The organism is Pseudomonas sp. R151218B TE3479 (assembly GCF_053629195.1).
The window spans coordinates 1149238-1164281 of record NZ_JBRJHV010000001.1; the positions used below are offsets into that span (position 1 = coordinate 1149238).

Annotated in this window: 8 protein-coding genes and 3 rRNA genes; 10 read left to right on the plus strand and 1 reads right to left on the minus strand. The window is 59.8% G+C overall.

Annotated elements, in window-relative coordinates; all coding sequences use genetic code 11:
• Positions 1-137 precede the first annotated feature (137 nt).
• The 9 genes from AB7M32_RS05285 to pgaD all read left to right on the plus strand — a co-directional run bounded on the left by AB7M32_RS05285 (position 138) and on the right by pgaD (position 12608).
• Positions 138-3029 (plus strand): 23S ribosomal RNA (locus tag AB7M32_RS05285).
• A gap of 170 nt (positions 3030-3199) precedes the next feature.
• A 5S ribosomal RNA gene (gene rrf, locus AB7M32_RS05290) occupies positions 3200-3315 on the plus strand.
• Positions 3316-3422: 107 nt separating this feature from the next.
• Positions 3423-3538, plus strand: a 5S ribosomal RNA gene (rrf, locus tag AB7M32_RS05295).
• A gap of 175 nt (positions 3539-3713) precedes the next feature.
• The gene (locus tag AB7M32_RS05300) at positions 3714-4349 is read left to right on the plus strand and encodes an NADH:ubiquinone oxidoreductase subunit N (protein ID WP_158457523.1); all 636 of its coding nucleotides are present in this window, start codon (positions 3714-3716) and stop codon (positions 4347-4349) included.
• 157 nt (positions 4350-4506) lie between these two features.
• Positions 4507-6012, plus strand: a complete 1506-nt coding sequence (locus AB7M32_RS05305) for a YdgA family protein (protein ID WP_072411694.1) — start codon at positions 4507-4509, stop codon at positions 6010-6012.
• Positions 6013-6257: 245 nt separating this feature from the next.
• Positions 6258-8738 carry a poly-beta-1,6 N-acetyl-D-glucosamine export porin PgaA gene (gene pgaA / locus AB7M32_RS05310; RefSeq protein WP_454249277.1) on the plus strand — a complete coding sequence of 827 codons (2481 nt, stop codon included), beginning with the start codon at positions 6258-6260 and terminating at the stop codon, positions 8736-8738.
• A gap of 12 nt (positions 8739-8750) precedes the next feature.
• Complete coding sequence (gene pgaB / locus AB7M32_RS05315) at positions 8751-10748, plus strand: poly-beta-1,6-N-acetyl-D-glucosamine N-deacetylase PgaB (RefSeq protein ID WP_454249278.1); 1998 nt, start codon at positions 8751-8753, stop codon at positions 10746-10748.
• Position 10749: 1 nt separating this feature from the next.
• On the plus strand, positions 10750-12105 hold the full coding sequence (gene pgaC / locus AB7M32_RS05320) for a poly-beta-1,6-N-acetyl-D-glucosamine synthase (protein ID WP_060739781.1): 1356 nt from the start codon (positions 10750-10752) through the stop codon (positions 12103-12105).
• The gene (gene pgaD, locus AB7M32_RS05325) at positions 12102-12608 is read left to right on the plus strand and encodes a poly-beta-1,6-N-acetyl-D-glucosamine biosynthesis protein PgaD (RefSeq protein ID WP_072411688.1); all 507 of its coding nucleotides are present in this window, start codon (positions 12102-12104) and stop codon (positions 12606-12608) included. Before pgaC ends, pgaD begins: the two co-directional genes overlap by 4 nt.
• 199 nt (positions 12609-12807) lie before the next feature.
• Here pgaD and AB7M32_RS05330 read toward each other — a convergent pair whose 3' ends face one another.
• Positions 12808-14340 carry an FAD-dependent oxidoreductase gene (locus AB7M32_RS05330; RefSeq protein ID WP_454249279.1) on the minus strand — a complete coding sequence of 511 codons (1533 nt, stop codon included), beginning with the start codon at positions 14338-14340 and terminating at the stop codon, positions 12808-12810.
• 140 nt (positions 14341-14480) lie between these two features.
• Here AB7M32_RS05330 and AB7M32_RS05335 point away from each other — a divergent pair, with 140 nt between their 5' ends.
• Positions 14481-15041, plus strand: coding sequence for a YbhB/YbcL family Raf kinase inhibitor-like protein (locus tag AB7M32_RS05335; RefSeq protein ID WP_454249280.1), 561 nt, complete (start codon positions 14481-14483; stop codon positions 15039-15041).
• The last annotated feature ends 3 nt before the right edge of the window (positions 15042-15044 follow it).

Below are 15044 nucleotides of genomic sequence, written 5' to 3' on the forward strand. Positions count from 1 at the left end.
ATAGAAAGATAGACTGAACGTTACTTTCACTGGTAACGGATCAGGCTAAGGTAAAATTTGTGAGTTGCTCTTTGAGCAAGATCGAATTTTCGGCGAATGTCGTCTTCACAGTATAACCAGATTGCTTGGGGTTATATGGTCAAGTGAAGAAGCGCATACGGTGGATGCCTTGGCAGTCAGAGGCGATGAAAGACGTGGTAGCCTGCGAAAAGCTTCGGGGAGTCGGCAAACAGACTGTGATCCGGAGATGTCTGAATGGGGGAACCCAGCCATCATAAGATGGTTATCTTGTACTGAATACATAGGTGCAAGAGGCGAACCAGGGGAACTGAAACATCTAAGTACCCTGAGGAAAAGAAATCAACCGAGATTCCCTTAGTAGTGGCGAGCGAACGGGGACTAGCCCTTAAGCTTCTTTGATTTTAGCGGAACGCTCTGGAAAGTGCGGCCATAGTGGGTGATAGCCCTGTACGCGAAAGGATCTTAGAAGTGAAATCGAGTAGGACGGAGCACGAGAAACTTTGTCTGAATATGGGGGGACCATCCTCCAAGGCTAAATACTACTGACTGACCGATAGTGAACTAGTACCGTGAGGGAAAGGCGAAAAGAACCCCGGAGAGGGGAGTGAAATAGATCCTGAAACCGTATGCGTACAAGCAGTGGGAGCCCACTTTGTTGGGTGACTGCGTACCTTTTGTATAATGGGTCAGCGACTTATTTTCAGTGGCGAGCTTAACCGAATAGGGGAGGCGTAGCGAAAGCGAGTCTTAATAGGGCGTCTAGTCGCTGGGAATAGACCCGAAACCGGGCGATCTATCCATGGGCAGGTTGAAGGTTAGGTAACACTGACTGGAGGACCGAACCGACTACCGTTGAAAAGTTAGCGGATGACCTGTGGATCGGAGTGAAAGGCTAATCAAGCTCGGAGATAGCTGGTTCTCCTCGAAAGCTATTTAGGTAGCGCCTCATGTATCACTGTAGGGGGTAGAGCACTGTTTCGGCTAGGGGGTCATCCCGACTTACCAAACCGATGCAAACTCCGAATACCTACAAGTGCCGAGCATGGGAGACACACGGCGGGTGCTAACGTCCGTCGTGAAAAGGGAAACAACCCAGACCGTCAGCTAAGGTCCCAAAGTTATGGTTAAGTGGGAAACGATGTGGGAAGGCTTAGACAGCTAGGAGGTTGGCTTAGAAGCAGCCACCCTTTAAAGAAAGCGTAATAGCTCACTAGTCGAGTCGGCCTGCGCGGAAGATGTAACGGGGCTCAAACCATACACCGAAGCTACGGGTATCACGTAAGTGATGCGGTAGAGGAGCGTTCTGTAAGCCTGTGAAGGTGAGTTGAGAAGCTTGCTGGAGGTATCAGAAGTGCGAATGCTGACATGAGTAACGACAATGGGTGTGAAAAACACCCACGCCGAAAGACCAAGGTTTCCTGCGCAACGTTAATCGACGCAGGGTTAGTCGGTCCCTAAGGCGAGGCTGAAAAGCGTAGTCGATGGAAAACAGGTTAATATTCCTGTACTTCTGGTTATTGCGATGGAGGGACGGAGAAGGCTAGGCCAGCTTGGCGTTGGTTGTCCAAGTTTAAGGTGGTAGGCTGGAATCTTAGGTAAATCCGGGATTCTAAGGCCGAGAGCTGATGACGAGTTACCCTTTGGGTGACGAAGTGGTTGATGCCATGCTTCCAAGAAAAGCTTCTAAGCTTCAGGTAACCAGGAACCGTACCCCAAACCGACACAGGTGGTTGGGTAGAGAATACCAAGGCGCTTGAGAGAACTCGGGTGAAGGAACTAGGCAAAATGGCACCGTAACTTCGGGAGAAGGTGCGCCGGTGAGGGTGAAGCACTTGCTGCGTAAGCCCACGCCGGTCGAAGATACCAGGCCGCTGCGACTGTTTATTAAAAACACAGCACTCTGCAAACACGAAAGTGGACGTATAGGGTGTGACGCCTGCCCGGTGCCGGAAGGTTAATTGATGGGGTTAGCTAACGCGAAGCTCTTGATCGAAGCCCCGGTAAACGGCGGCCGTAACTATAACGGTCCTAAGGTAGCGAAATTCCTTGTCGGGTAAGTTCCGACCTGCACGAATGGCGTAACGATGGCGGCGCTGTCTCCACCCGAGACTCAGTGAAATTGAAATCGCTGTGAAGATGCAGTGTATCCGCGGCTAGACGGAAAGACCCCGTGAACCTTTACTATAGCTTTGCACTGGACTTTGAATTTGCTTGTGTAGGATAGGTGGGAGGCTTTGAAGCGTGGACGCCAGTTCGCGTGGAGCCATCCTTGAAATACCACCCTGGCAACTTTGAGGTTCTAACTCAGGTCCGTTATCCGGATCGAGGACAGTGTATGGTGGGTAGTTTGACTGGGGCGGTCTCCTCCTAAAGAGTAACGGAGGAGTACGAAGGTGCGCTCAGACCGGTCGGAAATCGGTCGTAGAGTATAAAGGCAAAAGCGCGCTTGACTGCGAGACAGACACGTCGAGCAGGTACGAAAGTAGGTCTTAGTGATCCGGTGGTTCTGTATGGAAGGGCCATCGCTCAACGGATAAAAGGTACTCCGGGGATAACAGGCTGATACCGCCCAAGAGTTCATATCGACGGCGGTGTTTGGCACCTCGATGTCGGCTCATCACATCCTGGGGCTGAAGCCGGTCCCAAGGGTATGGCTGTTCGCCATTTAAAGTGGTACGCGAGCTGGGTTTAGAACGTCGTGAGACAGTTCGGTCCCTATCTGCCGTGGACGTTTGAGATTTGAGAGGGGCTGCTCCTAGTACGAGAGGACCGGAGTGGACGAACCTCTGGTGTTCCGGTTGTCACGCCAGTGGCATTGCCGGGTAGCTATGTTCGGAAAAGATAACCGCTGAAAGCATCTAAGCGGGAAACTTGCCTCAAGATGAGATCTCACTGGGACCTTGAGTCCCCTGAAGGGCCGTCGAAGACTACGACGTTGATAGGCAGGGTGTGTAAGCGCTGTGAGGCGTTGAGCTAACCTGTACTAATTGCCCGTGAGGCTTGACCATATAACACCCAAGCAATTTGAATGCTCCGAGCCCCAAGGCGAACGAGACCAGATTGCGGTGTGTGAAGACGAAACGAACCGAAAGTTCGAGACGCTCAACCGCAACGCACAAACTATCGCATACCCATTTGCTGGAACGTGACCGCAAGGCACGCGCCGGCTACCGAATTTCTTGACGACCATAGAGCATTGGAACCACCTGATCCCATCCCGAACTCAGAAGTGAAACGATGCATCGCCGATGGTAGTGTGGGGTTTCCCCATGTGAGAGTAGGTCATCGTCAAGATTAAATTCCGAAACCCCTATCTGCTGATGCAGGTAGGGGTTTTGTTTTTAGTAGAAGTCACCGATTTTACCGAGACGTTGTTGTTGAACGGTTCGGCTACCGAATTTCTTGACGACCATAGAGCATTGGAACCACCTGATCCCATCCCGAACTCAGCAGTGAAACGATGCATCGCCGATGGTAGTGTGGGGTTTCCCCATGTGAGAGTAGGTCATCGTCAAGATTGAATTCCCAGAACCCCTGTCTGCCTCAGCAGACAGGGGTTCTGTCGTTTTGGGCCGGTAATCGGATCGAACCCCTGATGCCCCGGCAAACCCCCAACGCCGTTGCTATGCTGTGAGAGTCGGGCTCTGGCGACCAAGAGGGCCACGACGTCACTGGTCATGGGGATTCCAATAATGAAAAACCCTTATGCTCCCGGCTTTTGGTGCGCCACTGCGGCATTGCTGCTGCTTTCGGCCACTTACTTCTATGGCGTCATGCTCACTCATCAAATCGACAAGGCGTTGCTGTTCCTCGATAGCGCGGCAGCGTTGATTGGCGTGATATCCATCGCAATCGTGGCCTGGGCTTCGTTTCAGGGCCAACGCATCAAGAAAAAACACCTCGAGCAAGGCAAGACCCTGGTGCTGATTTGGGACACCAAAGTGGCATTGCGACGCGTCGAAACGGTGTTTGACCGTTATTTCTGGGGCAGTTATTGGCAACCTGGCCGCACATTCCAGGAAGTCATGGGCGAACTCACCGGCACCCCGCTGGAAAAAAGCCTGGAAGCCCTGAAAGTCCAATGCGCGGCCCTGGACAAGCAGGTCACCCAGGACGGTTGGCACTGGCTCAACAACGCCCGTGAATTATGCGACGTGGCTAATGCCATGGCCCGGGAGCGCTATCAACTGGACTTTTGCGATTCGCGCGCAGAGTCATCGGGTGCGGCGGTGATCAATCGCGATTTCGAAGTGCTGGTGTACACCTGGACGGCCCGCCTCAAGACTTTCGACCATCAGCTCGATGAGATAGAAGTCCAATATTCGTAGACCACCTCTCAAGAAAACGTTTTTACCCCTATAAACATTGGGCCCGCAAGGGTGCCTGATGGTAATCTCCCCTCCTCTTTGCGGCGTCGAGCCACCCCCTTGGCGGGTCAGGGAAGACGACGGCTTTCTTCAACCATGGATATCGATCAGGTCACTCATGAATAAATCAGCAAGCGTACTTCTGGGAATCGTTGTGGCTGTCGGAGCTATCAGCGCGGGCGGCGCCTGGTACACCGGGACCAAACTCGAAGGCGTGTTGAAAAATGCTATTGCCGATAGCAATAAGCAGATGCAGACAGCCTTGTCCGGGTCCAACAGCACTGCCGCCCTGGAGCTGGTTTCCATGGATCGTGGCACATTCAGCAGCACCGCCCACTACCGTCTCAAAGGCGAAGGCGAGATATTCGGTGGTGAGTCGGTCGAGCTGCTCTTCGTCGACCGGATCGAGCACGGCCCGCTGCCATTCTCGCGCTTGATTACGCTCAAGTGGCTGCCGGTCATGGCCACCAGCCACACTGCGCTTGAGCGCAATCCACTGACTGACAAGTGGTTCGCTGCGACCAAGGACCAGTCCCCCCTCAAAGGTGTGGTCAACCTGGGTTACGACGAATCCATCAACGGCACCTACGAGCTGCTGCCGTTGGACACCAAGTTGGATGAGCAGTCCCAGCTCACCTTCTCCGGTCTTAAAATCGACCTGGCCGCCAGCGCCCAAGGCCAGAAGGTCAAGGCTGACGGCTATATGGACAGCTTCAAGTTGACCACCGTTGCCGAAGACCAGACGCCGGTGCAGGTCGAGCTGAACGGCCTGACATTGGCCAGTAACCTGAGCAAAAGTTCATACGGTTACTACATGGGTGACAACACCCTGCTGATGAGCAGCACCAAGGCCACGTTTGGTGAGCCGAAGTCGGTGCTGGGCCTGAAGAACTTCGAAATGAAGAACAGCAGCAGCGAGAACGGCACCAGTGCTTCGGGGCGTGCCGATTACAAGATCGGTGAGTTGTCGTTCAACGACAAGACCATTGGTTCGGCACAGATGGCGGTCAGCCTGAAGAACCTGGACATCCCGGCCACGATGTCGCTGATGCAGATCTACCAGACCAAGCTGCAGCCCTACGAAAAAGCGGCCGCCGAAGCCGCTGCAGCCGGTGAACCGGCGCCAGAGTTGAGCCTGACCGAAGCTGAGGAGGCACAGGTCAAAGCCGATCTGGAAAAACTCTTGGCCGGTGCCCCGCAGGTGGCCTTGGAAAATCTGTCGTTCAACACTGCCAACGGTGAAAGCCGCGCCAGCCTGATCGTTGATCTGACCAAGCCGCAGTCCATGGACCTGCCGCCGGATGAATTGGGACGTCAGTTGCTCGCCCTGCTGGATTTCAATCTCAAGGTTTCCAAACCGATGCTGGTGGACCTGATGACCGTGCAGGCACAGATGGAAGGCCAGACGGATGCCAAGCTGATCGCCGATCAAGCCACGGCTACCAGCGATATGTTCAGCGCCATGGCCGTCGGTACGCAATTGGCGACCCTTGAAGGCAACGACGTTGTCACCAAGTTGCATTACGCCAACAACCAGGTCGATTTCAATGGCCAGAAAATGACCGTTGAACAATTCTCGGCATTTGTGATGAGCAAGCTGGGCGGCGGCGTCGCCATCCAGTAAGCCCGTTCAGGTCACACCCAAGACCCGGCCCGTGCATGAGCACGGCCGGGTTTTTTTATGCCCACCGACCAACCCTTGGCCGAAATCTGTATCGATTCTGAAGAATTGTGGCGTTCCTGAAGATGACCCTCCTGAGAGTGCAAGACTAGGCCCATTAGAGCTTGGCTGGATTCCTTTGATCCGGCTTCCTGTTTGATGGGCAAGGGGGCACTTCGACCCGGCTGGCCATGTAAGGATGCTGACGAATGCCGCGTACTGTGGGTCCTTTTATTCAACGTGGTTTGCGCCCGTTGTTTCGTGTCGCGCTGTGCAGCCAACTGTGCTGGCCGATGCTGGCGTTTGCCGATACCGCCTATGACCAAATGGTGCTCGACGCCCGTGCAGGCCATTACACCCCTGCGCTGACTGCGTTGCGCCAGGTGCCGGCCGGCCAGGCCAGCGCCGCGCAGATCAGTGACCACCTGCAGATCGCCAGCTGGGCCGGCCTCGATACCGAGGTGGTGACGGTCTATGAGACCCAAGGCCGCAATCGAGCGCTGCCCGTCCAGGCGCTGACTGCGACGGCTCGTGCCTATCGCAACCTCAAGCGTTGGGATTCGGCGGCCGAGCTGTACCGCCAGGCTTTGGTGATCGACCCCCAGAACCCCGACTTGCAACTCGGCCTGGCCTTGACCCAGGCTGATGCAGGCCAGCCCGACGAAGCCGTCACCCGCGCCAAGGCCCTGGTCGCTGCCAAGCCGACAGATCCGATGCGTCGACTGGCACTGGGTTATGCCTTGACCCGCGCCGACAGCCCCCACGAAGCGCTGTTCGAATACGACCAGGCCTTCACGCGCGCCGGCAACAGCCCAGAGGTTGCGCGCGAATACATCTACGCCCTGCAACGGGCACGGTTGCCGGAGCCGGCGCTGCGCCTGGCGCGCCTGCAGCCGGGGCTGATCGACCGTGGCGTGCAACGACGCCTGGAGGGTGACGTCGCCGCCGAACGGGTGCGCCTGGCGGACATGGCCAGCCGCAGCGAACATGAGCGCTTCGTCATTGCCGACCGCGCCCTGGCCGACTACGACAAGTTGCTCGCCACCTGGACCCCGGTGGCCGAGGCCCATGACGACGTACTCCGTTGGCGCATCGATCGCATGGGCGCGCTCAATGCCCGCGCCCGTCGAGCAGAAGTGATTGCCGAATACCAGAAGCTGATCGCCGAGGGCGTGAGCATTCCCACCTATGCCCTGCGCTGGGTGGCCTCTTCCTATCTGGAACAGCGGGAGCCGGAGATTGCCGTCGATCTGTACCGCCGGGTCCTGACTGCGCCGGATGCCGATCCCGCGGAGCGTTTTGAAGACAGCACCGCGCTCTACTATGCGTTGCTGGAAAGTGAAAAATCCGAAGGGGCCCGTGCACTGGCCGAAGACATGGCGAAAGCCCAGCGTCCGCGCATCGAGCTCAAAGGCCTGCCGATCGGCAACCCCAACGATGAATGGATGGACGCCCAGCAACTCGCCGCCCAGGCCGGCACATACGGCGCCGATCTGCCCTCTGCCGAAGCGCGCCTGGAAACCCTGGTGAGCCAGGGCCCCGGCAACACCGGCATGCGTCTGGCCCAGGCCGATCTGTACCAGGCCCGTGACTGGCCGCGCCGTTCGGAAAACCTGCTCAAAGAAGTCGAGGCGACGATCCCGCGCAACCGTGACCTGGAAATCGCCCAGGCCCGCGCGGCCATGGATTTGCAGGAGTGGCGGCAGCTGGATGCCCTGACCGACGACGTGGTCGCCCGCTACCCGGAAAACGCCCATGTCAAACGTCTGCAGCGCCAGCGCGAGGTACACGACATGGCCGAGCTGCGCATCGAGGCCTACACCGGCAAGAGCTATGGCGGTGGCAACGGTGACGCCGGCGCAGTCACTGGCAGCCGGGACTTTGGTATCGAAACGCTGCTCTACAGCCCGCCCATCGATGAAGACTGGCGGCTGTTCGGCGGTGCCGGCTACGCCACCGGTGATTTCGAGGAAGGCACTGGCCACCACCGTTGGCAGCGCCTGGGCGTGGAGCGTCGCACCCGGGACATGACGCTGGAGGCCGAGGTCTCCAATCACGCTTATGGTTCCGGCGACAAGCAAGGCGCGCGCGTGGCCGTGGCCCGAGACATCGACGACCACTGGCAATACGGCGGTAGCCTGGATTACCTCTCGGCCAATACCCCGCTGCGGGCGCTCAACAGCGGCATCCGCGCCAACGGCGGGAGTGGTTTCGTCCGCTGGCGGGCCCATGAAAGCCGCGAGTGGCGACTGGCGGTGAGCCCATCTCATTTCAGTGACGGCAACAACCGCCTCGAAACCCAGCTGACCGGTCGCGAGGGCATCTACAGCACGCCGCGCCTGCAAGTGGAGCTGGGTCTGGAAGTCGCTGCCAGCCGCAACAGCGGCTCCAACGAAGAGCCCTATTTCAACCCGAAAGCGGATTTCAGCGTCATGCCGACCGTGAGCGCCAACCACGTGTTGTATCGCCGCTACGAAACCACGTGGAGCCAGCAATTCCAGGTCGGTGCCGGTACCTACAGCCAGCGTGACTACAACACCGGGGCCATGGGACTGCTCGGCTACGGCCAGCGTTTCATCTGGAACGACGTGCTAGAGGCAGGTGCCGCGCTGAGTTGGCTCAACCGCCCCTACGACGGCGATCGCGAAAGCGATTTGCGCCTGCTTGTCGACCTCACCTATCGCTTCTAGAAGAGTTTGAAGATGCCTGTCATTTCGCGATTCATCCTTCTGCTGGGGGTCTTGCTGATCAGCGCTTGTGCCCAGCAAGCCCCGGCGTTCACGCCGCCTTCGCAGCGTCCGCTGGCGGCCAATGACGCCCCGTGGCCGAAGAACCATGTGCTCGGCATCGCCTACCACGATGTCGACGACCGAGATCCGGACCAGGCGCTGGTGGCCGTGCGCACCGAGCGGCTGATCGAGCAACTGGCGTGGCTGCGGGAAAACAATTACCAGCCGGTCACCGTGGACCAGATCATCACCGCACGCAATGGCGGGCCGGAGTTGCCACCCCGTGCGGTGCTGCTGAGTTTCGACGACGGCTACTCGAGCTTCTATACCCGCGTCATGCCCATCCTGCGTGCCTACAACTGGCCGGCCATCCTGGCTCCGGTCGGTAGCTGGGTCGATACGCCGCTGAACCAGACGGTGGATTTCGCCGGAGTGCCGCGCAAGCGTTCCGAGTTCCTGACCTGGGAGCAGATTCGCGAGGTGTCGAAGTCGGGCCTGGTGGAGATCGCCGCCCACACCGATGCCAATCACAAAGGCATCCTCGCCAACCCGCAAGGCAACCAGCAACCTGCGGCGACGACCCGGCGCTACGACCCTACCACCGGTCGTTACGAGACCGAGGCCGATTTCCAGGCGCGCCTGCGCAAGGACGTGGCGGCCATTTCCGAGAAAATCCGCAAGGTTGCCGGTTATAGCCCGCGCGTTTGGGTCTGGCCTTACGGGGAAGCAGACGGCACCGCGCTCCAGGTGATCGGCAGCGAGGGCTATCAAATGGCCCTGACCCTGGAAGATGGCCTCGACAGCCTGGATAACCTGATGAGCGGCCCACGCTTCCTGGTGGCGTCCGATCCGGATGGCGCCCATTTCGCCGAAAGCATCGTGTCCGTACAGACGATTGACCCGATGCGGGTGGTGCATGTCGATCTGGACTACGTCTACGACCCGGACCCGGTGCAGCAAGAGGCCAACGTTGGCAAGCTGGTCCAGCGCATCTACGACCTGGGTGCCAACACCGTGTTCTTGCAGGCATTCGCCGATCCGAAAGGCGATGGCCTGGTGCACTCGTTGTACTTCCCCAACCGCCACCTGCCGGTACGCGCCGACCTGTTCGACCGGGTCGCCTGGCAACTGCGCACCCGGGCCAACGCCAAGGTCTATGCCTGGATGCCGGTGCTCAGTTTCGCCTTGGACGCGAAGCTGCCACGGGTACAACGCTGGGATCCGGAAACCGGCAAGACCGGCGTCGCCCCGGACCAATATGTGCGGTTGTCGCCGTTCGACCCGAATGTGCGCAAGGTCATCGGTGAAATTTATGAAGACCTGGCGCGGATGAGTTCGTTGGATGGCGTTCTGTACCATGATGACGCGGTGTTCTCCGATTTCGAGGACGCCAGCCCCGCGGCCCTGAAAGTCTATGCCGCCAACGGCTTGCCGACGTCCATCGCCGCCCTGCGGGACGACCCTGCGGCGATGCAACGCTGGACCCGCTTCAAGAGCCGCTACCTGATCGACTTCACCCATGAGCTGACCGCCAAGGTCAGAGCTATTCGTGGTCCGCAGGTCCTGACGGCGCGCAATATCTTTGCCGAACCGATGCTCAACCCGCAAAGCGAAGCCTGGTTCGCCCAGAACCTCGACGACTTCCTCGGCGCCTACGACTGGACGGCACCGATGGCCATGCCGCTGATGGAAAAGCAGACCCGCGCACAGTCCGGCCCATGGTTGGAACGTCTGGTCCAGACCGTCAAAAGCCGGCCCGGTGCACTCAAGCGGACGGTGTTCGAATTGCAGGCGCGAGATTGGGACAGCCAACCAGTGACCGACATCGACGGCGAACTCCTGGCCGACTGGATGGGGCGCCTCAAGCGCCAGGGCGTGACCAGTTTCGGCTACTACCCGGACAACTTCATCGAAGACCAGCCCGCCGTGAAAACCGTGCGGCCGGCGCTCTCCAACAAGTGGAATCCTTGACATGCTCGACAGACTGCTCGCCCTGCTGGTGCTGGCGATCGTCCTTGGGGTGCCCCTGGGCCTGATCTTCCTGGTCACCGGGCAATTCCTGATGGACTTCGTGTTCTTTTACCCGCTGTTCATGTCCGGGCTGTGGATCGCCGGCGGCCTGTATTTCTGGCTGCACTGGGAACGCCACTGGCCATGGAAGGACGACACCTTGCCTCCGCCCCTGGCGGGTGAGCCGCTGATCAGCATCCTGATCCCGTGCTTCAACGAAGGCGACAACGTTGCCGACACCATTCACGCGGCGCTGGGCCAGCATTATCCGAACATCGAAGTCATCGCCATCAACGACGGCTCCAAGGACAACACCGCCCAGATGCTCGACCAACTGGCAGCCGAGGACCCACGCCTGCGCGTGCTGCACCTGGCGGAAAACCAGGGCAAGGCCGTGGCCCTGCGCATGGGCGCCATCGCAGCGCGCAGCGAATACCTGGTGTGCATCGACGGTGACGCGCTGCTGGCGCCGAACACCTGTGCTTACCTAGTGGCGCCGATGCTGGACAACGCCCGCCTCGGCGCGGTGACCGGCAACCCGCGCATCCGCACCCGCTCGACCTTGATCGGCCGGGTCCAGGTCGGCGAGTTTTCCTCGATCATCGGCCTGATCAAGCGTACCCAGCGAGTCTTCGGGCGGATCTTCACCGTGTCCGGCGTGATCGTCGCGTTCCGTCGCACCGCCCTGCACCGGGTCGGTTACTGGAGCCCGGACATGATCACCGAAGACATCGACATCAGTTGGAAGCTGCAACTGGATCACTGGAGCATTTTCTACGAGCCGCGGGCGCTGTGCTGGATCCTCATGCCCGAAACCTTGCGTGGCCTGTGGCGGCAACGCCTGCGCTGGGCCCAAGGGGGCGCCGAGGTGCTGTTCAAGAACATCCGTGGCATCTGGCAATACCGCCATCGCTACCTGTGGCCGCTGCTGTTCGAATACTGCCTGTCCACCGGCTGGGCGTTCACCTTCCTGCTGTCGGTGATCTTCTGGGGTGCTGGCAAATTCGTCGAAATGCCTGCCGCCATCGCCGTCGATCACCTGATGCCGCCAGCCTTCACCGGCCTGTTGCTGGCCGTGGTGTGTCTGCTGCAGTTCGCGGTGAGCATCCTGATCGATCGGCGCTATGAAAAAGGCCTGTGGCACATCATGTTCTGGGTGGTCTGGTACCCGTTGGTGTTCTGGCTGATCAGCCTTTTCACCACCCTGGTGAGCTTTCCCAAAGTGTTGTTCGGGCAGCATCAGAAGCGTGCGCGCTGGATCAGTCCGGATCGCGGTATCAAACCGTTCGATGATCAGGAAGAGGAAGTGATCCGATGAAAATTATCAGGACCCGGCAACGGCCTTTTCTGGTGGTCATCGATGCGCTTTTCACCGTGTTGGCGTGGGTGGGGCTGTTGTATTTGCTGGTCAACGGGCTATGGCCGCTGCTCGACGGCCAGGCCGGTCCGCGCCTGGGAGGGTCGCTGTTCGACACCCTGGGGACTTTGCAGGTCTATGGTTGGATTGCGTTAGTCAACGCGGTGGTGCTGATTGCCTGGGCGCGTTATCAACAGCGCAAAAGCCGCAGCTTCGCCCAGCGCCGACTGCCGGCGCCGGTGGTGGATGACCAGGGCTTGAGCGCCAGTTTCAAGTTGACCGGCGAGCGCCTGGACACGCTGCGCCAGCCCGGCTCGAAGATCATCCACAACAACCAGGACGGCGACATCAGCCACGTCGTGCCGCATTTCCACTTGCTCAGCCCGGACTTGCAACCACCGCCCCTGGCGCCATTGGAGCGACCACGGGTAATCCACTTGCCGGCCGATCAGTCTGTGCAGTGATGCAAGCTGACCCATCGCTATCGCGAGCAAGCTCGCTCCCACAGGGGATTGGGGCGTGGCGGATATTTCGGTTAACACAAGACAAAACTGTGGGAGCGAGCTTGCTCGCGATGGCGTCGCGTCAGCCACATTGAAGTGACTGACCCACCGCCATCGCGAACAAGCTCGCTCCCACAGGGGATTTGGGTGCGGGACAGATCTACGACGAAAAATCCCGAACCAGCCGCCACGCTTCGTCCACCGGCAGCGGTTGCTTCATGCGCTGGGCCAGCGCTGCCATGGCCCGGCCTTCATCGCAGGCCACGGCGGCGGCAACGAGGCCGTCCTTGCCCAACAGGGCGATAAAGGGCGGATGCTCGGGCGTGCCCTTGAATTCCACCTCGTCCCAATGTTCAGCGTGCCCGAGGTAGTCGTAGCGTTTGCCAAAGTGATAAGTCCAGAAAAACGGCACGTCCAGATAGTGCTCGTCGCCGCCGAGCATGTTCGCGGCGGCGATGCGCGCTTGTTGCTGGGCCAGGCGCCAATGCTCGATGCGCACAGGCTTGCCGTTCAGGGGGAACGTCGCGATATCACCCACGGCCCATAAGCCATCAGCCACACGCATGCCCGCGTCAACGGACAGCGACTGGTCCTGTTCCCGTGGCAACTGGGCAAACGGCTCGGTGGCCGGGTGCACGCCGATGCCGACGATCACCAGGTCCGCAGCCAAGCGCTGGCCGTTATCCAGCACCACGGCTTCGACCTTGTGCGCTCCCTCGATCCGTGCCGCTTCGCCGTCGGTGTGGTACACCACGCCGTTGGCCCGGTGCCGGGCCAGGATGGCCTGGCCGACGCTCTCGCCCAATTGTGCGGCGAATGGCACCGGGTGCCGGGCCAGGACGGTGACGCTCAGCTCGCGTTTGCGCAGGGACGAAGCCACCTCCATGGCGATGAAACTGTCGCCAATGATCACCGCCCGTTGCCCTGGCCGGACCGTGTCGAGAATCTGCCGGGCGTGGGCGATCGAACGCAGCACGAAGACTTGCGGCAAATCGATGCCGGGCAGCGCTGGCGTCTTCGGCTCCCCGCCTGTGGCAATGAGCGCGGCGTCGTAGTCCAGGCGCCGGCCATCGGCGAGCTGGATTTGCCGGGCACTGGGGTCCAAATGGGTGACCTCGCCGTGGAGCCTTTCGATGCGTTGCTGGTTGAAATAAGTTTCATCGCGCAGCGGCGCTGTCTCGTTGACCGGCATGTCGCCGGCCAATACGTACTTGCTCAGCACCGTACGGTCGTAGCCGGCTTCGGCTTCGCGGTCGATCAGCAGAATTCGGCCGCCAAACCCCTTCTCCCGCAACGCCGCCGCGCAAGCCGTGCCGGCCGCGCCGGCGCCGATGATGACAAATGTGCGCGCGTCATCGGCCGGCGGAATTTTATCGGCCGGCAGCGGTTGGTCATCGACCCAGACGTCATCGCCGCGCACTTCGACGTGATAGCGCGCCAGGCTGTCGAGGGCTGGCGGCTCGCACAGGGCGCCGTCTTCAGCCCGGAACGCCGCCTTGTGCCACGGGCAAATCAGCCGTCCATGGCACACCGCGCCCTTGGCCAGTGGTGCACCGGCATGGGGGCACTTGCCTTGGAAGGCGCGCACCTGATTGCCTGAACGCAGCAGCAGGATGGACGTGTCGTTGATTTTGACTTCGAGGCCGCGGTCTTCGCGAACATCGGCGAAACGGGCGACTTGATGCACAGGCATGGTCGTTCTCCGGCAGGCGTTTCCCTTTGGAGTCGCAGGGCCGGAACGAGGTTCAGCATAATTGTCACTGCACCCTTGGCGAAGCTGCGGCTATAGTTCGCAAGCCGTCCATGGCCAGACACGCACAAGGTGCCCCCGGTATGACTCGATTGAACATTCTCACCCCTTGGCTGGCGGCCGTCGCCCTGGTGCTGTGCGCACAAGGGGCAGCCCAGGCCGAGGAGCGTTTTACCCTCAGTATCCCAGGCGTTTCGGACGACCGCCTCTTCACCGCGGCGGCGGCCAGTGACGCCAACACCTGTGGTGGCAAGAACATTTCCCCGGCCTTGAGCTGGAACGCCGGCCCACCGGGCACCCTCAGCTATGCCATCGTCATGTTGGACCCGGACGGCCAGAGGGGCCAGGGTGTCGACCACTGGATCCACTACGGCATCAAGGCCACCACCCGGCAGATTCCAGCGGGCGCCGGTACCAAGTCCTCGTTGGAAGGCATGAGCGGCATCAACAGCAAGAACACCCACGGCTACATCGGCCCTTGCCCGCCCATCGGCGACAGCGCTCACCACTACCTGATCCAGCTTTTCGCCCTGGACCTGCCGCCGGAAGCCCTCCCCGCTGGCCTCACCCGGGCCCAATTGATGGAAAAAATCAAAGGGCACGTCCTGCGCAACAGCAGCGTAGTGCGCCGCTACCACCGCTGACCC

Coding starts and splice junctions, on each gene's coding strand:
- pgaA (WP_454249277.1), top strand. CDS start 6,258: ATGCCGCGTACTGTGGGTCCTTTTATTCAACGTGGTTTGCGCCCGTTG.
- pgaB (WP_454249278.1), top strand. CDS start 8,751: ATGCCTGTCATTTCGCGATTCATCCTTCTGCTGGGGGTCTTGCTGATC.
- AB7M32_RS05300 (WP_158457523.1), top strand. CDS start 3,714: ATGAAAAACCCTTATGCTCCCGGCTTTTGGTGCGCCACTGCGGCATTG.
- pgaC (WP_060739781.1), top strand. CDS start 10,750: ATGCTCGACAGACTGCTCGCCCTGCTGGTGCTGGCGATCGTCCTTGGG.
- AB7M32_RS05305 (WP_072411694.1), top strand. CDS start 4,507: ATGAATAAATCAGCAAGCGTACTTCTGGGAATCGTTGTGGCTGTCGGA.
- pgaD (WP_072411688.1), top strand. CDS start 12,102: ATGAAAATTATCAGGACCCGGCAACGGCCTTTTCTGGTGGTCATCGAT.
- AB7M32_RS05330 (WP_454249279.1), bottom strand. CDS start 14,340: ATGCCTGTGCATCAAGTCGCCCGTTTCGCCGATGTTCGCGAAGACCGC.
- AB7M32_RS05335 (WP_454249280.1), top strand. CDS start 14,481: ATGACTCGATTGAACATTCTCACCCCTTGGCTGGCGGCCGTCGCCCTG.